Annotated in this window: 16 protein-coding genes; 12 read left to right on the top strand and 4 right to left on the bottom strand. The window is 68.2% G+C overall.

The features are described from left to right. Positions 1 to 20: 20 nt before the first annotated feature. Positions 21 to 1,049: an App1 family protein gene (locus E3T40_RS07545; RefSeq protein WP_233194124.1), complete on the bottom strand. Its 1,029-nt coding sequence runs from the start codon at positions 1,047 to 1,049 to the stop codon at positions 21 to 23. 204 nt (positions 1,050 to 1,253) lie between these two features. On the opposite strand from E3T40_RS07545, the gene E3T40_RS07540 reads away from it, so the two are divergent. The 5 genes from E3T40_RS07540 to E3T40_RS07520 all read left to right on the top strand — a co-directional run bounded on the left by E3T40_RS07540 (position 1,254) and on the right by E3T40_RS07520 (position 5,208). Continuing rightward, positions 1,254 to 1,907 carry a TetR/AcrR family transcriptional regulator gene (locus E3T40_RS07540; protein WP_104171251.1) on the top strand — a complete coding sequence of 218 codons (654 nt, stop codon included), beginning with the start codon at positions 1,254 to 1,256 and terminating at the stop codon, positions 1,905 to 1,907. A gap of 100 nt (positions 1,908 to 2,007) precedes the next feature. Beyond that, positions 2,008 to 2,862, top strand: a complete 855-nt coding sequence (locus tag E3T40_RS07535) for an ABC transporter ATP-binding protein (protein WP_104171250.1) — start codon at positions 2,008 to 2,010, stop codon at positions 2,860 to 2,862. Continuing rightward, positions 2,859 to 3,545: an ABC transporter permease gene (locus E3T40_RS07530; RefSeq protein WP_104171249.1), complete on the top strand. Its 687-nt coding sequence runs from the start codon at positions 2,859 to 2,861 to the stop codon at positions 3,543 to 3,545. The genes E3T40_RS07535 and E3T40_RS07530 overlap by 4 nt, the downstream gene beginning before the upstream one ends. After that, positions 3,542 to 4,282 carry an ABC transporter permease gene (locus E3T40_RS07525; protein ID WP_104171248.1) on the top strand — a complete coding sequence of 247 codons (741 nt, stop codon included), beginning with the start codon at positions 3,542 to 3,544 and terminating at the stop codon, positions 4,280 to 4,282. Before E3T40_RS07530 ends, E3T40_RS07525 begins: the two co-directional genes overlap by 4 nt. After that, positions 4,282 to 5,208, top strand: coding sequence for an ABC transporter substrate-binding protein (locus E3T40_RS07520; RefSeq protein WP_104171247.1), 927 nt, complete (start codon positions 4,282 to 4,284; stop codon positions 5,206 to 5,208). The genes E3T40_RS07525 and E3T40_RS07520 overlap by 1 nt, the downstream gene beginning before the upstream one ends. 250 nt (positions 5,209 to 5,458) lie before the next feature. Here E3T40_RS07520 and E3T40_RS07510 read toward each other — a convergent pair whose 3' ends face one another. Beyond that, positions 5,459 to 6,397 carry a M56 family metallopeptidase gene (locus tag E3T40_RS07510; protein WP_158252097.1) on the bottom strand — a complete coding sequence of 313 codons (939 nt, stop codon included), beginning with the start codon at positions 6,395 to 6,397 and terminating at the stop codon, positions 5,459 to 5,461. A 61-nt stretch (positions 6,398 to 6,458) separates the two neighbouring features. Continuing rightward, on the bottom strand, positions 6,459 to 6,845 hold the full coding sequence (locus tag E3T40_RS07505) for a BlaI/MecI/CopY family transcriptional regulator (protein ID WP_104169207.1): 387 nt from the start codon (positions 6,843 to 6,845) through the stop codon (positions 6,459 to 6,461). A 96-nt stretch (positions 6,846 to 6,941) separates the two neighbouring features. On the opposite strand from E3T40_RS07505, the gene E3T40_RS07500 reads away from it, so the two are divergent. From E3T40_RS07500 to cydC, 4 genes are read left to right on the top strand one after another with little or no spacing between them, the layout of a single operon-like run. Further along, the gene (locus E3T40_RS07500; protein WP_104169208.1) at positions 6,942 to 8,354 is read left to right on the top strand and encodes a cytochrome ubiquinol oxidase subunit I; all 1,413 of its coding nucleotides are present in this window, start codon (positions 6,942 to 6,944) and stop codon (positions 8,352 to 8,354) included. 9 nt (positions 8,355 to 8,363) lie between these two features. Continuing rightward, positions 8,364 to 9,380: a cytochrome d ubiquinol oxidase subunit II gene (cydB, locus tag E3T40_RS07495; RefSeq protein WP_104169213.1), complete on the top strand. Its 1,017-nt coding sequence runs from the start codon at positions 8,364 to 8,366 to the stop codon at positions 9,378 to 9,380. A gap of 5 nt (positions 9,381 to 9,385) precedes the next feature. Further along, the gene (gene cydD, locus E3T40_RS07490; RefSeq protein WP_104169209.1) at positions 9,386 to 11,050 is read left to right on the top strand and encodes a thiol reductant ABC exporter subunit CydD; all 1,665 of its coding nucleotides are present in this window, start codon (positions 9,386 to 9,388) and stop codon (positions 11,048 to 11,050) included. Continuing rightward, positions 11,043 to 12,800 carry a thiol reductant ABC exporter subunit CydC gene (gene cydC / locus E3T40_RS07485; protein WP_134543045.1) on the top strand — a complete coding sequence of 586 codons (1,758 nt, stop codon included), beginning with the start codon at positions 11,043 to 11,045 and terminating at the stop codon, positions 12,798 to 12,800. The genes cydD and cydC overlap by 8 nt, the downstream gene beginning before the upstream one ends. A gap of 41 nt (positions 12,801 to 12,841) precedes the next feature. Here cydC and E3T40_RS07480 read toward each other — a convergent pair whose 3' ends face one another. Continuing rightward, entirely contained in the window at positions 12,842 to 13,498 is a 657-nt protein-coding gene (locus tag E3T40_RS07480; protein WP_134543044.1) for a DedA family protein, read from the bottom strand. A 136-nt stretch (positions 13,499 to 13,634) separates the two neighbouring features. On the opposite strand from E3T40_RS07480, the gene E3T40_RS07475 reads away from it, so the two are divergent. The 3 genes from E3T40_RS07475 to leuS all read left to right on the top strand — a co-directional run bounded on the left by E3T40_RS07475 (position 13,635) and on the right by leuS (position 19,590). Then, on the top strand, positions 13,635 to 15,146 hold the full coding sequence (locus tag E3T40_RS07475; RefSeq protein ID WP_104169212.1) for a M20/M25/M40 family metallo-hydrolase: 1,512 nt from the start codon (positions 13,635 to 13,637) through the stop codon (positions 15,144 to 15,146). A 286-nt stretch (positions 15,147 to 15,432) separates the two neighbouring features. Then, positions 15,433 to 16,929 (top strand): anthranilate synthase component I family protein, encoded by a 1,497-nt coding sequence (locus E3T40_RS07470; RefSeq protein ID WP_134543043.1) that lies wholly within the window; start codon positions 15,433 to 15,435, stop codon positions 16,927 to 16,929. A 78-nt stretch (positions 16,930 to 17,007) separates the two neighbouring features. After that, entirely contained in the window at positions 17,008 to 19,590 is a 2,583-nt protein-coding gene (leuS, locus tag E3T40_RS07465; protein ID WP_104194774.1) for a leucine--tRNA ligase, read from the top strand. The last annotated feature ends 52 nt before the right edge of the window (positions 19,591 to 19,642 follow it).

Below are 19,642 nucleotides of genomic sequence, written 5' to 3'. Positions count from 1 at the left end.
CCCGCAACACGCCGTCGCGCCTAGATCAGACCGCGGTCCGCGAGCTGCCGGGCCACGGCCGAGCCGTCCGGCCCGTACACCCAGCGGGGATCGCGGGGCGCGGGCGCGGCATCCTTCGCCCGGCGACCGGCCAGAACTGCCTGGCTGGGGGAGAGCTGGCGGATCGCGACGGCCTCGACATTGTCGGGGAAGTCTCGCTGGAACTCGCTGTAGATGGCCTCATCGTGCTGGCCGTCGTCGCCGAACAGGATCCAGCGGATCTCCGGGAATTCCTGGGCCAGACGGCGCAGGTTGGCCCTCTTGTGGTCCTGACCGCTCCGGAACCAGCGGTCGTGGGTCGGACCCCAGTCGGTGAGCAGGAGAGCCCCCGACGGGTACAGGTTGCGGTTCAGGAACCGGGTCAGGGTCGGGGCGACGTTCCAGGCCCCGGTCGACAGGTAGATCATCGGGGCACCCTCGTTGACCGCGGCGAGGCGGTCGAGGAGGACCGCCATGCCCGGCGTGGGAACTCGGGCGTGCTCGTCGAGCACGAAGGTGTTCCAGGCGGCGAGCAGCGGGCGGGGAAGGGTGGTCACCATGACCGTGTCATCGACGTCGGACAGGATCCCGCGGCGTACCGTCGGGGCCACGATGAAGAGCGGGGCCTCGACCGGCGCGGCCGTGTCGTCGGTGTGCAGCCGGGCCATCTGCCAGCCCGGGGTGAGCGTGACCGGAATGACGGTGTCGACCACGCCCCCGCGGTCGGCCTGCACCCGGTGGGAGAAACCGTTGATCTCGATGGTCACCGTCACATCGTTGACCGGAACGCTCGTGAAGCTGTGCCAGCCGCGAATTCCGGCCTCGCGGCGGTCGGCGTGCCAGTGGCGGTGTGCCAGCTTGGAGCCGGGCTTGGCCGGTTTGGCCAGAAGCACCCGGCACAGGATGCGCACCCACTCGGTCGAGCCGTAGCCGGCATAGGGGATGACCGTGGGCAGGTAGCCGCGTTTGCGGGCGTGGCGTTCGCGCTTGAAGTGCAGCCAGTCCTCGATGCGGGCTGCGCGATGCATCATCTTCGCTGGCGTGCCCGTGGGCGGGATTCGAGGATATGTCGGCACGTCCCTAGTCTGGCATGCGCACGACGCTACCCGGCATCGAAGTCGGGTCGCCCGGAGAGCCGAGGGTTATTCCTGCCCAATCGGGCGAGACACGCTGTCACGTCACAACGAGGGGGACATTGCCGCCTAGTATTAGTGACTTAGTCTCAAGGAGGACAAGTGTCACTCAGTGACCTTTTTGGTGGGGATCCTTTTGTGCCGGCCCAGCAGGCCCGCACCGAGCCGATCCAACAGCGCAGCACGGCACGACTGTCCGGTCTGCTCGACGCCGCCGCCGTCGTCGTGGACGAGGTCGGCTTCGACCGAATCACGACCGCGATGGTGGCCGAGCGCGCGGGCGCGTCGATCGGGACCGTGTACCGGTACTACCCCGATCGCGTCGCGGTGCTGCAGGCTCTGCGAGAGCGCGCGGTGCTGCGATTCCGGAGCCGAGTTGCGGAGCAGCTGAAGACGAACGCTCCCCAGGGCTGGTGGCAGGCCGTCGACGTGGCCATCACGGCCTTCGTCGACCTGTACCGCTCTGAGCCGGGGTTTCGCATCATGCATTTCGACGACCGGCAGGGTGTGCCTGTCGTCGAAGACCCCGACACGGGTTACTTCGCCCGCCGGGTGGCCGGCATGCTGGTCGAGGAGTTCGGCCTCGAGGGCGGCGACGAACTGATCTTCCGGCTTGAGGTCGCCGTTGAGATGGGCGACTCGATTCTGTCGCGGGCGTTCCGCTCCGACCCGCAGGGCGATGAGCGGTTCATCGAAGAGTGCCGCGTGGTCACGCATGACTACCTCGCCGGATACTACGGGCCGAGCGTTCGCTAGGAATTCCGCGATCCGGTTGGCTCGCGGCGCCGTGCGATGGTTGGGTGGTGTACGTGCCTCCCGTGTTGTGTCGACTTCGGTCGAGAAATGAGCCATTTCCATGATCGAGTTCCGCTCGGTGAGCAAGCAGTTCCCGGACGGCACACTCGCCGTCGACGATTTTAGCCTGACCCTCCCGTCGCGCCAGACGACGGTGCTCGTCGGCTCCTCCGGCTCGGGCAAGACCACCCTGCTGCGCATGATCAACCGGATGGTCGACCCGAGCAGCGGCACGATCGAGATCGACGGGGCCGACATCGCCCAGCTCGAGCCGGTGCCGCTGCGGCGCGGCATCGGCTATGTGATGCAGAACTCCGGCCTGCTCCCGCACCGCACGGTGATCGACAACGTCGCGACTGTTCCGCTGCTGCGCGGGGTGCCGAGAAAGAAGGCCCGCGCCGAGGCCCTCACCCTGCTCGACACGGTGGGCCTGGACCAGACCCTGGCGGACCGGTACCCCAGCCAGCTCTCCGGCGGGCAGCAGCAGCGGGTCGGGGTGGCGCGCGGGCTCGCGGTCAACCCAAACATTCTGCTGATGGACGAGCCGTTCGGCGCCGTCGACCCGATCGTGAGGGCCGAGCTACAGCAAGAACTGATCCGGCTGCAGAGCGAGCTCGGCAAAACGGTCGTGTTCGTCACCCACGATATCGAGGAGGCGTTCCTCCTCGGTGACCAGGTCGTCATCCTGCGTGACGGCGGACGGATCGCCCAGGTGGGGGCGCCGACCGAGATCCTGGCGAACCCGGCCGACGACTTCGTGGCCAGCTTCGTCGGAGCGGATCGCGGCAAGCGTGCCCTGCATCTGGAACGCCGCGGCGACTCCGACCTGCTGCTCGACAGTGAGGGCCGCCTGGCCGGTGTGCTCGTGGAGCCGGGGCAGACCGCGCACTCCCCGCATCCCCAGGCTCCGCGGTGACCTGGATCTGGTCGAATCTCGACCTGCTGTGGGATCGCACCCTGGACCACCTGATTCTCAGCGTGCCGCCGATCCTTCTCAGCTTTCTGATCGCCGTGCCGCTGGGCTGGCTCGCGAACCGGTACCGTGCCGGCCGCGGCGTGATCCTGACGGCCAGTGGGCTGCTCTACGCCATCCCGTCGCTGCCGCTGTTCTTCGTGATCCCGGCCATCGTCGGCACCAGCCTTCGCTCGCCGCTCAACCTGGTCATCGCCCTGACGATCTACGGCGTCGCGCTGATGGTACGCGTGGTGGCCGACGGGCTGGCATCCGTGGACAAGGATGTACGCCAGTCCGCTGTCGCCGTGGGGTATTCCGGCTGGAGCATCTTCTGGCAGGTTGAGCTGCCGCTGGCCGGGCCGGTGCTCCTGGCCGGCCTGCGGGTCGTGGCCGTCAGCACGGTCAGCCTCGCCACGGTGGGGGCCGTGATCGGCTCGCAGAGCCTCGGCAGCCTGTTCACGGATGGCTTCCAGCGCGGTATCCAGGCCGAAATCATCGCCGGGATCGTGCTGACCGTGGCGCTGGCGCTGCTGCTGGACGGCGCCCTCGTGCTGCTCGGGCGGGTTCTGCTGCCCTGGACCCGCCTGGCGGCGACCGACCGGAGGGCCGTCCGGGTCGCCCGGATCACGGAGGCATCCGCATGAACCTGTTCGTTGACGCGGTGAACTGGATCCTCGACCCGGCCAATTTCGCCGGGCCGGGCGGCATTCCGGCGCGGACGATCGAACACTTGGTGTTCACCCTCGTGACGGTCCTGATGGCCTCCGTGATCGCGATTCCGGTCGGTTTCCTGATCGGGCATACGGGTCGGGGACGCAGCCTCGCTGTAGCCACCGCCGGCGGGCTGCGGGCCATTCCGACCCTCGGCCTGTTGACACTGGTCGCGCTGTGGGTCGGGATTGGGCTCGGTGCGCCGTACGTCGCGCTCACGGTCCTGGCGATCCCGCCGATCCTCGCGGGCGCCTACGCCGGGTTCGAGGCCATTGACCGGTCCGTCATCGACTCCGCCCGGTCGGTCGGGATGTCGGAGAGCCAGATCGTGGGCACGGTCGAGATCCCGTTGGGGTTGCCGCTGCTGATCGCGGGCATCCGTTCGGCCACCCTGCAGGTCGTCGCCACGGCGACCCTGGCTGCCTACGTGGCAGATGTCGGCCTCGGCCGGTTCCTGTTCGCCGGGTTGAAAACCCGCGACTACGCGGAGATGCTGGGCGGGTCACTGCTCGTGATCCTGCTCGCCCTCGTCCTCGAGGGAATATTCACTGCTGTTCAGCGACTTGTCGTTCCCAGAGGCGTCGCGTCCGGACGTCCCCCAGTCGACCGTGCCAGGTCAGCCCGACCTGTCCCGGGGATGGATCCCGCCATCACGAAAGGAACCCACTAATGTTTACAGCTCACAGAGGCCGGCTCGCGGCGGTCGCCGCGGTCGCGGTTGGGGCCGTCGTAGCCCTTGCAGGGTGTGCGTCCGGTGACCCGCTGGACAGCGGAACTAAAGCCGACGAGGGGTCCACCACCCTGGTCGTCGGTTCGCAGGATTACTACTCGAACGAGATCATCGCCGAAATCTACGCCCTGGCGTTGGAGGGGAACGGCTTCACGGTCGACCGCCAGTTCAAGATCGGCCAGCGCGAGGTCTACCTGCCCGAGATCGAATCCGGTGCCATCGACGTCTTCCCCGAGTACAGCGGCAGCCTGCTGCAGGCCCTGAATGCAGATGCCGCCGGCGGCACCGCCGACGAGACCTACGCGCAGCTGCAGGACGAGCTGCCCGAGGGGCTGAGCGTGCTCGACATGGCCTCGGCCACGGACCAGAACTCCTGGACCGTCACGCAGGCCTTCGCCGACAAGTACAGCCTGACCGACATCGCGTCGCTCGCCGATGTCACCGAGCCGATCACCGTCGGCGGACCGTCCGAACTCCAGACCCGCCCCTACGGACCGACGACCCTGACGGAGAAGTACGGCATTCCCATCGCCGGCTTCACGCCCATTGAGGATGGTGGTGGCCCGCTCACGATCAAGGCTCTCGTCGACAACGACATTCAGATCACGAACGTCTACACGGCCAGCCCGAACATCAAGTCGGACAGCCTCGTCCCCCTCGACGACCCGGACGGCCTGTTCTTCGCGGACAACGTCGTGCCCGTCGTGTCCGACAAGGTCGGCGGGAAGGCCGCCGACGTGCTCAACGCCGTCAGTGCCGCTCTGACCGCCGAGGACCTGGTGGGCCTCAACTCCGAGAGCGTGAACGACCAGCTCTCGGCCGAGAAGATCGCGGCCGCTTGGCTCGAACAGGCGAACCTCTTCTAGGCACCAGCTGACTCAGGCGCTGCCTGACCAATTCGACGGAGATTCTGAGCCTACGGGCCGGTTTTGGAGCAAAACAGGCTCTGGGGCCGAGAATCTCCGTCGAATTCGTTAGGGGCGGGGGCAGGGGCAGAGGTAGGCCCGGGCAGAGGTAGGCCCGGGCTGGGGCTGGGGCTGGGGCTGGGGCTGGGGCTGGGGCAGGGGCTGGGGCAGGCGCGTGCTCAGGCAGGCGCGTGCTCAGGTAGGCCCGGGCTCAGGCGAGGGACAGGAGCAGCGTCGGCAGCAGCAGGAGTGCGGCGGCGCCGGCTGCAACGAAAAGCACGGCGGAGGGCGTCAGCGGCGCCGGCGGGGTGATCAGGCGGCGAACGCGGGGTGTCACCAGGTCGAACGGATGGTCCGGGCCGTCGGCGAGTTCGACATCCGTTCCCAGCGGGTCCACCTGGTGTGCCGACCCGACCAGTGCGATCGCGGTGGCCAACGTGCGGTCGTCGACCACCCGCCGGGCCTGGTCGTCGGCGAGCATCTCGACCAGCAGGGCGACCGCGTTCTCGGCGCGGTTCGCGATCGGGAACCACGGCAATGCGCTGTGCCAGGACTTGAAGGCGAGCAGCACGAGGTGGTGCTGCTGCAACAGGTGGGCGCGCTCGTGTGCGATCACCGCGCGCAATTGGTCGGCATTCAGCAATTGCAGAAGGCCGCGGGAAAGCACGGTCGCCGACCGGGTCGCGCCAGGCAGGCAGTACGCGACCGGCGCGTCGTGTTCGATCACACGGGTGCCGGAATGGCTCGGCAGAGGGTCGCTGAGCAGTCCGATCAGGTGCCGGTGCCTGCGGTGCTGGCGCCCCGCGCGGGAGAAGGTCGCGGCGAGGTTGAGCAGCAGATGGCTGCCGAGGATCAGCGCCGCGCACAGCAGGAGTACCGAGCCGAACGACGTGCCGGCCGGCAATGTGCCGGTGACGAGATGGCCCGCCAGCGAGCGGATGCCCTCGAACAGGTTCTCGCCGAACGGGATCAACCCGAAGCTGAGCAGCGAGCCGATCATCGAGAGCCCGCCGGCCAGGGCGATGGCCTGCCACAACACCAGGGCGACCGCGGGGGAACGGGCCGGCCAGCCGGCGGTGGCAAGCCAGATCGGGACCGGACCGGCGAGCAGCACGGCCACGATCATGAGCGCTACGGCCGTGACGAACACGACTCGGCCGCTCTGACGCGTGCTGACTGGAGCAGGGACTGGAGCGGGGACTGGATGCCGGTCACTCGCGAACGAGAGGTACGGTGCCGAGGAGCAGGCGCAAAACGTCGGCCTCCTGCGGGGTGACATCCCCGATGAACCGGGCGAGGGCCGCCTGCCGGTCGGGAGCAGAGCCGAGCACCTCGTGCATCAGCTCCGCGGTATGTTCCGCCCGGGTCGCCACGGCCCGGTAGCGGTGCGGCCGGGTGTCTCGGTCGCGGGTGACGAAGCCCTTGGTCTCGAGGCGGGAGAGCACCGTGAGCACGGTCGTGGTGGCGAGTGGTTTGCGCCTAGCGGTGGCGGTCGTCGGGGTGAGTAGTCGATCCCGGAGATCGTTGGCAGGCAGAGACTCCTCGGCTTCCCACAAAACATCCATCAGCAGTCGTTCCAGCTCTCCCAAACTCCCCATATTGGGGAGTCTAGCGGGCGGCAATCAACTCTTCTACGTCTCGTAGAATAGTAATGTTCTACGCAGTGTAGAAAACCCGAAGCCGCTGGAGGGCGCATGAACGAGTGGCTGGACCCGTTACTCCTGTCGAGATGGCAATTCGGTCTTACCACCGTCTATCACTTCCTCTTCGTACCGCTCACAATCGGGTTGGCGTTCACAGTCGCGCTCTTCCAGACCGCCTGGGTGCGCACCGACAAGGCCAAGTACCTCGAGCTGACCCACTTCTTCGGCAAGATCTTCCTGATCAACTTCGCCATGGGCGTCGTTACCGGAATCGTGCAGGAGTTCCAGTTCGGAATGAACTGGTCGGACTACTCCCGCTTCGTCGGTGACGTCTTCGGCGCCCCACTCGCCTTCGAGGGCATCACCGCATTCTTCCTGGAGGCCACGTTCATCGGACTGTGGATCTTTGGCTGGGACAAGCTGCCCCGCGGCCTGCACCTCGCCACCATCTGGCTGACCACGGCCGGTTCGATCGCCTCGGCCTACTTCATCCTCGCGGCGAACGCGTTCATGCAGAACCCGATCGCGTTCCGCATCAACGAGGAGCGCGGCCGGGCCGAGCTCACCAGTATTGGCGAGCTTTTGACCAACCCGATCGCCCTGGCCTCCTTCCCGCACACGATCTTCGCCTGCTTCATGGTCTCGTCAGGCCTCGTCATCTCGGTGGCCGCCTGGCACCTGCTGCGCAAGCAGCACGAGGAATCCATGCGTCCCGCACTCAAGTTGGGCATGTGGATGATGGTTGTCTCCGGTGCGGTCACCACCTTCTTCGGCGACTCGCTGAGCCTCGCCATGACGGCCGCCCAGCCCATGAAGATGGCCGCCGCCGAGGCGATGTACAAGACGTCGACGGGCGCCGACGCATCCTTCTCGATCTTCACCCTCGGTACTCCCGACGGCGTGAGCGAACTGTTCTCGATCCGCATCCCGTACCTGCTGTCGTTCCTGTCGACCCACACCCTCAACGGCACGGTTGAAGGCATCGACAACCTGCAGGCGCAGTATGTGAGCCTGTACGGCCCCGGCGACTACACCCCGACCATCTGGATCACCTACTGGGCCTTCCGCTGGATGATCGGTCTCGGCATCGCCCATATCCTGGTTGCTGTCGTCGGCCTCTGGCTCACCCGCGGCGGGCGCAGCCCGCAGGCCACCTGGGTCTGGAAGATCGCCATTTGGAGCTTCCCCTTCTCGCTGCTCGCCATGAGCGTCGGCTGGATCTTCACCGAGATGGGGCGGCAGCCCTGGCTCGTGTTCGGGCTCCTGCGCACCCAGGACGGCGTATCACCCAACGTCAGCGGCCTCGAGATCCTGATCTCGCTGATCGCCTTCACGCTGATCTACGGTGCCCTCGCGGTCGTCGAATTCAAACTGATCCTGCAGGCCGTGCGGAAGGGACCTGCCCCGCCGGCGGAACCCGACCCGGTTTCCGGCAAGGTCAAGCCACAGGTCACGGTCTACTAGGAGCGCATGATGGATCTCAACATTCTCTGGTTCTGGATCATCGCCGCGCTCTTCATCGGCTACTTCGTGCTCGACGGCTTCGACTTCGGCGTCGGCATGTCGCTGCCCTTCCTGGGCACGGACGATCTCGACCGCCGGGTCATCATCAACACCATCGGGCCGGTCTGGGACCTCAACGAAACCTGGCTGATCGTGGCCGGCGCAGCACTCTTCGCCGCCTTCCCGGAGTGGTACGCCACCCTGTTCAGCGGGTTCTACCTGGCCCTGCTGGTGATCCTTCTCGCCCTCATCCTGCGCGGGGTGTCATTCGAGTACCGGCACCAACGCCCGGAAGCAACCTGGAAGAAACGCTTCGACCTCATGATCGTGATCGGGTCTGCCGTTCCCGCCCTGCTCTGGGGCGTCGCCTTCTCCAACATCGTGCGGGGCGTGGCACTGGACGCCAACCACAACTACATCGGCTCCTTCTTCGACCTGCTCAATCCCTACGCCCTCCTCGGCGGGCTCACCACGCTGCTCCTGTTCTTCACCCACGGCGTGGTCTTCATCTCCCTGAAGACCGAGGGGGACATCCGTCAGCGCGCTCAGAGGCTAGCCGTCAAGGCCGGGGTGGCCACCATCGTGGTGGCCGCCTCGTTCCTGGTCTGGACCACCCTCGCCTTCGGCAGCCTGGCCACCGGTGCCTTCGCCGCCCTCGCCGCGGTTGCCCTGATCGGGGCGTTCCTGGCGAACCTGCGGGGCGCCGAAGGCTGGGCCTTCACGCTGATGGCCGCGACGATCGCCCTCGCGGTGCTGACGCTCTTCGCGTCCCTGTTCCCCGACGTGATGCCGGCGAGCAACGATGCAGCCAACAGCCTGACCATCGAGAACGCCTCCTCGACGCCGTACACACTGCAGGTGATGAGCTGGACCGCCCTGTTCGCCATGCCCGTCATCTTCTTGTACCAGGGCTGGACCTACTGGGTTCTGCGCAAGCGGGTCAGCCGCACGACCGTCTCGGCCCACGTAGAGTCCGCCGTACACTAAACGGAATGCGCCCCTTCGATCCTCGGCTCCTCCGCTACGCGTCCGCCGCCCGGTGGTTCCTGTCGGTGGGTGCCCTGCTCGGACTGGCGCAGACTGTCACGGTGATCGCGTTCTCCTGGCTGCTGAGCCAGAGCATCACCCTCGCGTTGACGGGGGCCTCTCAGGATTCGCTGGCCTTCACCACGGCCGCCCTTGCGGGCGTGATCGTGGTGCGGGCCGCGCTGGTGTGGCTCCTCGAGGTGGCCGCCACCCGCGGAGCAGCCCAAGTCAAGAGCCAGCTGCGCCGCCAGGTTCTCGACCGCGTCGCCGAGCGCGGCCCGGATTGGCTCAGCGGCCGGGCCAGTGTGGGCGTCTCCACCCTGGCCACCCAGGGGCTGGACGCGCTGGACAACTACTTCGCCCGCTACCTGCCCCAGCTCTTGCTGGCGGCGATCAGCACACCCCTGCTGATCTTGGTGATGCTCTGGCAGGACCTGCCCAGCGGCATCACAGTCATCGCAGTGCTGCCATTCATCCCCGTCTTCATGGTGCTGATCGGCCAGGCCACCCAGTCCGTGCAGCGGCAGCAGTGGGAGTCCCTGCAGCGGCTGTCGACGGGGTTCCTCGACCTCGTCGGCGGGCTCGGCACGCTCAAAATCTACGGTCGGGAGCGACGCCAGTTCGCCCGGGTGCGCACCATCACCGAGGACTACCGCGGCCGCACCATGAAGGTGCTGCGGGTCTCCTTCCTCAGCGGGTTCGTGCTCGAACTGGCGGCCAGCCTGTCGGTGGCCCTTGTTGCCGTCTCCATCGGGCTGCGCCTGGTTGACGGAAGCCTCGCACTCGGCGTCGGCCTGTTCGTGCTGCTGCTGGCCCCGGAGGCTTTTCTCCCCGTGCGGCAGGTCGGCGCCCAGTTCCACGCCGCGGCCGACGGTCTGGCGGCGGCCGAGGAGGTCTTCGCCATTCTCGACGACGATGCCGGGCCCCGGGCCGCGGCGACCCCGGCTGCCTCGACTGCCCCGTCTGGCGCGCGCACCGGAGCAGGCCCCGCGGATACCGGCATGCTCCGGTTCGAGCACGTCACGATCCGGCGGGGCACGAATGCCCCCGTGCGCGATTTCAACGCCGTGTTCCGACCCGGCGAACTCACCGTGGTCGTGGGTCCGAGCGGCGCCGGAAAGTCCACGCTGGTGGCCGCCCTGCAGGGATTCGTCCCCTTCGACGGGCGGATCCTGCTGAACGGTGCGGAGCAGACCCCGGGCACACCGCGCCCGTGGCTGGCGTGGGCCGGGCAACGGCCGGGACTGTTCCAGGGAACGATCGCCGACAATCTCGCGCTCGGTGACGCGTCCGTAGATCGGGACACCGTGGCCCGGTCGCTGGAGTGCGCCGGAGCGGGCGATCTGGAGCCGGCCACCATGCTCGGCATCGCCGGCGAGGGACTCTCCGGCGGACAGGCCCAGCGGGTCGCAGCGGCCCGCGCCATCTACCGCGCCGAGAGCCACGACTGCGCCGTGGTCGTTCTCGACGAGCCCAGTTCCGCGCTGGACGAGGCGGCGGAGGCTTCCCTCGTCGCCGGCCTGCGCCGGCTCACGACCGAGGGGCGGATCGTGATCGTGGTCAGCCACCGGCCTGCCCTGCGGGACGCCGCCGACCAGATCGTTGCCCTGAACGAGGTGGCCCATGTCTGATTCCCGACCCAGCGCGAGCGGGAGCGCGAGCAGAATCGCCGGCCCCCGGCCGACCGGCCGGGCCGAGGTGCGCGCCGTGCTGCGCCTGGCCCAGCCGCCTGCCCGCCGGTTCGCCCCCGGCCTGGCCGCGGGCGTGCTGAGCGCGGTCTTCGCGGTGGCCCTCCTGGCGTCGTCGGCGTGGCTGATCACCCGAGCCGCCGAGCAACCGCCGGTCATGTTCCTCTCGATGGCGGTCGTCGGGGTGCGTGCGTTCGCCCTCGGCCGGTCTGCGTTCCGCTACCTCGAGCGTCTGGCCAGCCACGACGCCGCATTCCGCCAGCTGGCTGACCTGCGCGTGGGCATCTTCTCCCGGATCCTGCCGCTCTCCCCGGCCGGCCTCGGAGGCACGAGCCGCGGCGACCTGCTCAGTCGCCTCGTGCGCGACGTCGACGACCTGCAGGACTTCCCGCTCCGGGTGGTGCAGCCTCTGGCCACGGCGGGGATCCTCTTGAGCGTGAGCGTGGTCGGGGTCTGGCTGGTTCTCCCCGCCGCCGGTGTCACGCTGGCGCTGACGCTCCTCGTTGCCGGTCTGCTCGCCACCGTCACCTCCAGCGCGCTGTCCGCCCGGTCGGAGCGCCAGCTTGCACCCCTCCGCGGAGCCCTCGCCGGCGAGGTGCTCGAGATGGTGGAGAACCTCGACGTGCTGAGCGCCTTCGGGGCCCTCGATGCCCGCCTGGCCACCCTTGCGGCGGCCGACGACCGGCTGCGCCGGGCCTCCCTGCGCCGGTCGCTGGGCGTGGGCGTGCAGGGAGCCGTGCTGTCACTGTTCGCGGGTCTGGCGACGGTCGCCGCGCTCCGGGTCGGCATTCCGGCCCTCTCCGGGGCGGCTGGCCTCAGCGGACCGGGCTTCGTCGTGGTCGTGCTCGTGCCCATGGCGGTGTTCGAGGTGTTCGGAATGATCCCGCTCGCGCTCGGCGTCTGGCGCCAGGTGCGCTCCAGCGCCGCGCGGGTGGCGACGGCGGTGCCGACCAGCGTCCCCGCGGAGATCCCGGCGGAGTCGGTAACCGAGCCGACGGATGCGCCGGCGGATGCGATGTCCACCACGAGCGTCAGCGCCCACCCGGTGCTCGAACTCACCGACGTGGGTGCCCGCTGGCCCGGTTCCGTTACCCCGGCGGTCACGGGCATCACCCTGCGCCTGGCGCCGGGGGACCGCGTGCACCTGGCAGGGCCGAGCGGCGCCGGCAAGACCACCCTGGCCCAGACCCTGGTGCGCTTCCTCGACTACACGGGCTCGTACCGGCTCGACGGCGTCGAGGCGCGCACGCTGGCCCCGGCCGAGGTGCGCCGTCGGGTGGGACTGTGCGAACAGCGTCCCTGGCTCTTCGACGACAGCATCCGTCAGAACCTGCTCTTCGCCCGCACGACGGCCACCGACGACGACCTCGAGGCCGTGCTCGCCCGGGTCGGACTGGGGGAGTGGGCCGCCCAGCGTGGGGGGCTCGACGCCCGGGTCGGCGAGCGGGGTGCCCTGGTCTCCGGCGGTCAGGCCCAGCGCATCGCGCTGGCGCGGGCGTTGCTGGCGGATTTCCCGGTGCTCATCGTCGACGAACCCACTGCCAACGTCGATGAGGCGCAGGGCGACGTGCTCGTGCGGGACATCCTGGTCACGGCGGCGGAGGACGGCCGTGCGGTGCTGCTCATCTCACACACGCAGGTGCCGGACGACCTGATCACCGCGAGGGTCGTCGTGCCCGGACCTGTCCGCTGAACCCGACAGCCGAACGAGGGGTCGCCCGACCGAGCGTGCGGTCAGACGACCGGAGGCTCCGGCTGTTCCATGTGTCGCTCCTCGCGGCGGTGCAGCCAGCGTTTGACCAGGAACACGAGCAGCACGAAGACCGCGATCGCGCCGACGAAGAGGTATCCGGCGAAGTGGAGCCGGTCGGAGAGCTCGCGGTAGCCTTCGGCGGCGGCCGAACCGATCGACACGTAGGCCACCGCCCAGATCACGCAGGCCGGCACGGTCCACTTCATGAAGGTGCGATAGGGCATCGGGCTCATCCCCACGGTCAGCGGGATCAGCGAGTGCAGCACGGGCAGGAACCGCGATAGGAACACGGCGATGCCGCCGCGCCGTGCCAGGTAGATCTCGGCCCGGGCCCAGTTGCGTTCCCCGAGCCGGCGCCCGAGGCGGCTCATCCGGATCCACGGCCCGAAGTGGCGGCCGAGCGCGAAGCCGATGCTCTCGCCGATCAGGGCTCCGACGATCACCGCGGCGACGAGCCCCAGGAACTCGGCCGTGTTGCTCACCGCGGTGCTCGCCACGATCACCATGGAATCGCCCGGCACGACCAGGCCGACAAGAACGGATGTCTCCAGCAGCATGCCGAGTCCGGCTAGGAGGGTGCGCAGCACCGGATCCACGCTGGAAACCGTATCCAGGATCCAGCTGAGGATATCGTTCACGACCCACAGCCTAAGCCGTGCACCCGCAGCGGGGCTGGGGACCTGCCCTTGCCCCGCGACTGGGGGATACGCTAGCGTCGCTGCAGGGCCGCTCAAGGACGACCGGCCCACGTTCGATCCAGTCTGAGGGACCCTCATGAAACAGAATCGGAATATTCGTCTCGCCGCCATCGGCACGGCCGTGGCCCTGTCGGTCAGCGTCGGGCTACCCGCCTACGCCGATAACGGAACGGACACCGGCGCGCTGCGCGAAGCCGTTACGGCAGCCGGAATCATCGACCACCTGGAGAAGCTCCAGGAGATCGCGGACGCCAACGGCGGCACGCGTGCGTCCGGCACGCCGGGGTACGAGGCATCCGCCGTCTACGTCGAAGAGCGGCTCAAGGCCGCGGGCTACACGCCGATCCGTCAGGCCTACTCCTATGAGCAGTTCGTGCTGAACGCGGAGTCGTTCGCGCAGTTCACGCCCACCCCCACCACCTACGCCGGCGGCACCGACTTTGCCACGATGAGCTACTCCGGCTCCGGCACGGTCTCGGCGGCGGTACAGGCGGTCGACATCAACCTGGTCGGCGACCGGGCCTCGACCAGCGGCTGTGAAGCCGCGGACTTCGCGGGCTTCACGGCCGGGAACGTCGCCCTGATCCAACGCGGCACCTGCACCTTCCGGGTCAAGGCCGACAATGCGATCGCGGCCGGCGCCGCCGGCGTGATCATCTTCAACCAGGGCAACGCCGATGACCGCCTCGGTATCGTCAACGGCACTCTGGACGCCCCGCAGACCGCCGTTCCGGTCATCGGAACGACCTTCGCGCTCGGCGCGGCTCTGGCCGGGCAGCCTGCCCCGACCGTGCGGCTGGCCGTGGATGCTGAGGTCACCGTCACTGAATCCTTCAACATCCTGGCCGATTCGGCCGGTCGCGCGGATCGCACGGTCGTGGCCGGAGCGCACCTCGACTCCGTCGCCGAGGGCGCGGGAATCAACGACAACGGCAGCGGCAGCGCCGCCATCCTGGAAACCGCCATCCAGCTCGCCGCCTCCGGCAACGCACCCACCAACCGGGTGCGGTTCGCGTTTTGGGGCAGCGAGGAGGATGGACTGGTCGGTTCCGAGTACTACGTGTCGCAGCTGACGAAACGCCAGATCAAGGCGCATGCCGTCAACCTGAACTTCGACATGGTCGCGTCGCCGAACTTTGTGCGCTTCGTCTACGACGGTGACGGCTCGTCCTTCGGCACCACCGGCCCGAACGGGTCGGCGCTGGTCGAGAAGGTCTTCCTGGACTACTTCGCCTCGCAGGGGCTGGCCGTAGAACCCACCGAGTTCGACGGTCGGTCCGACTACTTCGGGTTCATCGAGAACGGCATTCCCGCCGGCGGGCTCTTCACCGGTGCTGAAGACCTGATGACGGAGGCCGAGGCGGTCACCTACGGCGGCGTCGCCGGCGCACCGTACGATGCCTGCTACCACGCCGCGTGCGACGACATCACGAACATCAATGCGGAGGTGCTGGAGCAGATGGCCGATGCCATCGCCCACACGACGATGACGTTCGGCGAGACCACCTCCGCGGTCAACGGCACGACCAGGGGCGGCGGCTCCGGCTCGACGGGGCTCCAGTTCAAGGGCAGCCTCGCTGTGAAGTAGCCACGCTGCAGCATCTGACGGAGAAAGGTGGGGACGCCGCCCGCGGGCGGCGTCCCCACTGCGTCCCCGGTGGGGTCGTTGGTGCGGTCCCGGCACCCAGATGAGTGGGTCCGAACGAATTCGACGGAGATTTTGCACGGATCGGGCGCAGACACACTGGGAAAGCCGTTTTTCCGGAGAATCTCCGTCGAATTCGTTCGAGACACGGCACCGAGTTCGGCAAGCGTGCGGCCGGGGTAGCAGATCGATGCACTCCGGGGAGAATCAGGGCACCTAGGCTGGGGGTGTGACCGGGCCGACTCAGAGCATCCTCCTGCCCGAGTGGTGGGATCCGGTTCGCGTCTTCGACACCCTCTACCGCAACAGCCCGTACGCGTTCTGGTTGGATGCGGGCAACGGCGCCGAAACCGGCCTCAGCTATCTTGGGTCTGCGTCGCGCGGGTCCCGGTTCGTCACCGCCTCGGTGCCGGAGGGGACCGTGACGGTCTCGGTCGCCGGCGATCCGTCCGTGCCGGGCCACCTCTCACCCGGGACGATCTTCGAGTTCCTGCGCGCGGAGCCGCCCGGCTTCCACGACGATGCCACCGACGATACCGGCACCGACGATACCGGCGGCTTTCGGCTGGGCTGGGTGGGCTGGCTCGGATACGAACTCGGCGCCCAGACCCTCGGCACGCCCGTGCACGACTCCCACTACCCGGATGCCGCCCTGCTCGAGGTGCACCAAGTGCTGGTGTTCGATCACGCGGCACGCACGGTCAGGGCGCTCGCTCGCCGCGCTTCCGGCGACGCGACGGATGCCCCGCAGGTGTGGGCCGATGCCGTGCTCAAGGCTCTCGCCGCGTCGGAGCCGCCGCCCGCAGTATCCGCGACCCGGCCGGTCACGTGGCCTGTCGGCCCCGCTGCCGGCCCCGTTGCCGCTGCCGGCGCAGCCCGGTGGCGGCACGACGTGCACCGCTACGCCGAGCTGATCGAGGAATGCCAGGCGTTCATCCGGGCCGGTGACGCCTACCAGCTCTGCCTCACCAACGAGATCCTGGTCGACGTGCGGCCGCATCCGGTCGACGCCTACCTGGCGTTGCGCGCCGGCAGCCCCAGCCACCACGGCGGGCTGCTGCGTTTCGGGGACACTGCCCTGCTCAGCGCCTCCCCGGAACAGTTCCTGACCGTGACCCCGGGCGGCCTGATCACCACGAAGCCGATCAAGGGCACCCGGGCACGCTCCCGGATGGCCGACCGGGACCGCGAGCTCCGCGACGAGCTCGAGGGCAGCGACAAAGAGCGCGCCGAGAACCTGATGATCGTCGACCTGATGCGCAACGACCTCGGCCGGATCGCCGAGCTCGGCAGCGTGCAGGTCACGAACTTGCTCGCCGTGGAGAGTTACGCGCACGTGCACCAGCTGGTCAGCACGGTCGAGGCGCGCCTGGCCGCGGGGCTGACCGGGGTGGATGCCGTTGCGTCCTGCTTCCCCGCCGGGTCCATGACCGGGGCACCCAAGATCAGTGCAATGACCATCCTCGACGCCCTCGAGTGCGGACCGCGCGGGCTCTACGCCGGGGCCTTCGGCTATCTGGGACGAAACGGCGCGGTCGACCTGGCCATGGTCATCCGCAGCATCGTGCTCAGCCCGGACGGGGCCTCCATCGGCACGGGCGGCGGCATCACGGCGCTGTCCGATCCGCTGGAGGAGATCGAGGAAACCCGGCTGAAAGCGGCGGCGCTCCTGGCCGTCCTCGGCGTTCCTCGATCCGGCGCCGCCACGGGCCAGGGCCAGGTTTAGTAACCTAAGAGCTTGGACGCCGCCTCCGCGCGGCCCTGTGCCTGCTGGCGCAATCCCCACTGCAACGAAGAGAGTCACGTGGCACACGAGTACGACCACACCCGCACCGGCCAGGACAGCGAAGAAAAAGTTTACGATTTCGCCGCCATCCAGGCGAAGTGGCAGCCGATCTGGGAAGAGCTCGACCCCTTCCGCACGAACGATCCCGACGACGTTCGTCCGCGCAAGTACGTGCTCGACATGTTCCCGTATCCCTCCGGCGACCTGCACATGGGCCACGCCGAGGTCTACGCGCTCGGCGACATCGTCGCCCGGTACTGGCGTCAGCAGGGCTTCAACGTGCTACACCCCATCGGCTGGGACTCCTTCGGGCTGCCCGCGGAGAACGCCGCGATCAAGCGCGGCATCGACCCGCGCGGCTGGACCTACGACAACATTGCGCAGCAGAAGAAGAGCATGAAGCTCTACGCGGCATCCTTCGACTGGTCCCGCGAGCTGCACACCAGCGACCCCGAATACTACAAGTGGAACCAGTGGCTGTTCCTGCAGCTGTACAAGAAGGGCCTCGCCTACCGCAAGGACAGCTGGGTGAACTGGGACCCGGTAGACCAAACCGTCCTCGCCAACGAGCAGGTGCTCGCCGACGGCACCTCGGAGCGCAGCGGCGCCGTGGTGGTCAAGAAAAAGCTTACCCAGTGGTACTTCAAGATCACCGACTATGCGGACCGCCTGCTCGACGACCTGAACCAGCTCGAGGGCACCTGGCCGGCGAAGGTGCTGAACATGCAGCGCAACTGGATCGGCCGCTCCATCGGCGCCGACGTGGACTTCGTGATCGAAGGCCGCGAGGAGCGCATCAGCGTCTTCACGACCCGCCCCGACACCCTCTACGGCGCGACCTTCATGGTCGTCGCCCCCGACGCGGACCTCGCCGTCGAGCTGGTCGCGGATGCCTCGCCCACCGTCAAGGAACGGTTCCAGGAATACCTGGTACAGGTTCAGAACAGCACCGAGATCGAGCGTCAGGCCACCGACCGGGAGAAGACCGGCGTGTTCCTCGAGCGCTACGCGGTCAACCCGGCCAACGGCGAACGCCTGCCGATCTGGGCCGCGGACTACGTGCTCGCCGACTACGGCCACGGTGCCGTGATGGCGGTGCCGGCCCACGACCAGCGCGACCTCGACTTCGCCCGCCGTTTCGACCTGCCCGTGGTCGTGGTCGTCGACACGACCGCCGCGGTCACCGGCATGATCCCCGTGATCACGCAGGACATGATCGACGGCACCGAGGAGCTCACCTCCCTCGACCCGGCTCGCACTGGCATCGCTATGACCGGGGAAGGCCGCCTGATCAACTCGGGCGCGCTCAACGGCCTTAGCAAGAACACCGCGATCAAGCGCATGATCGAGCAGTTGGCCGTCGACGGTACCGGCCGCGCCGCCAAGAACTACCGTCTGCGTGACTGGCTCATCTCCCGTCAGCGCTATTGGGGCACGCCGATTCCGATCATCCACGGCCAGGACGGCGCCGAGATCCCCGTGCCGGAAGACCAGCTTCCCGTGTTGCTGCCGCCCACCGACGGCCTCGACCTCAAGCCCAAGGGCACGTCGCCGCTGGGCGGCGCGGCCGACTGGGTCAACGTGCCCAACCCGATCGACGGCACCCCCGCACGCCGCGACGCGGACACCATGGACACCTTCGTCGACAGCTCCTGGTACTTCCTGCGCTTCCTGAACCCCACCGACGACACGAAGGCGTTCGACCCGAAGGAAGCCGAGAAGTGGGCGCCCGTCGACCAGTATGTCGGTGGCGTCGAGCACGCCATCCTGCACCTGCTCTACGCGCGCTTCATGACCAAGGTGCTTTTCGACCTCGGCTATGTCAGCTTCACCGAGCCGTTCACGGCTCTGCTGAACCAGGGCATGGTCATCCTTGACGGGGCCAAGATGTCCAAGAGCAAGGGCAACCTGGTCTACTTCACCGAGGAGGTCGACCAGTTCGGTGTCGACGCGGTACGGCTCACCATGGCTTTCGCCGGACCGCCGGAAGACGATATCGACTGGGCGGATGTCTCGCCGGTCGGCTCCGCCAAGTTTCTGGCCCGCGCCTGGCGCGTCGCCCGCGACGTCACGAGTACGCCCGACATCGATTGGAGGTCCGGCGACGCCGGTCTCCGCCGGGTCACCCACCGCTTCCTGGCCGATGCGCCCGGCCTGGTCGAATCGTTCAAGTTCAACGTGGTCGTCGCCCGACTGATGGAACTCGTCAACGCCACCCGCAAGGTGATCGACACCGGCGTCGGCCCCGCGGATGCCGCGGTACGCGAGGCCGCGGAGGTCACCGCCATGGTGCTCAACCTGTTTGCTCCGTACGCGGCCGAGGACATGTGGCAGCTCCTCGGCCATGAGCCGTGTGTCGCCCTCGTGCAGTGGCGCAAGGCCGACCGAACCCTGCTCGTGGAGGAGTCGGTCACGGCCGTCGTACAGGTCGACGGCAAGGTGCGCGACCGCATCGAGGTGTCCCCGAAGATCGCCGGCGACGAGCTGGAACGCCTCGCACGTACCTCGGCCGAGGTCATCCGCCGGATCGGTGACCGCGAGATCAAGAACGTGATCGTGCGCGCGCCGAAACTCGTCAGCATCGTCACCCGCGGCCAGTAGCACCGCCTGCCTCGCCTCCCCAGGGCGGCACCTCGCGGCGCCGCCCACAGGG

It is taken from the genome of Cryobacterium sp. TMT1-19 (assembly GCF_004403055.1).
In the GTDB taxonomy this organism is placed as follows: Bacteria; Actinomycetota; Actinomycetes; order Actinomycetales; family Microbacteriaceae; genus Cryobacterium; species Cryobacterium sandaracinum.
The sequence above is the reverse complement of the archived record's forward strand: the minus strand, read 5'-3'. Positions and strand labels throughout refer to the sequence as shown.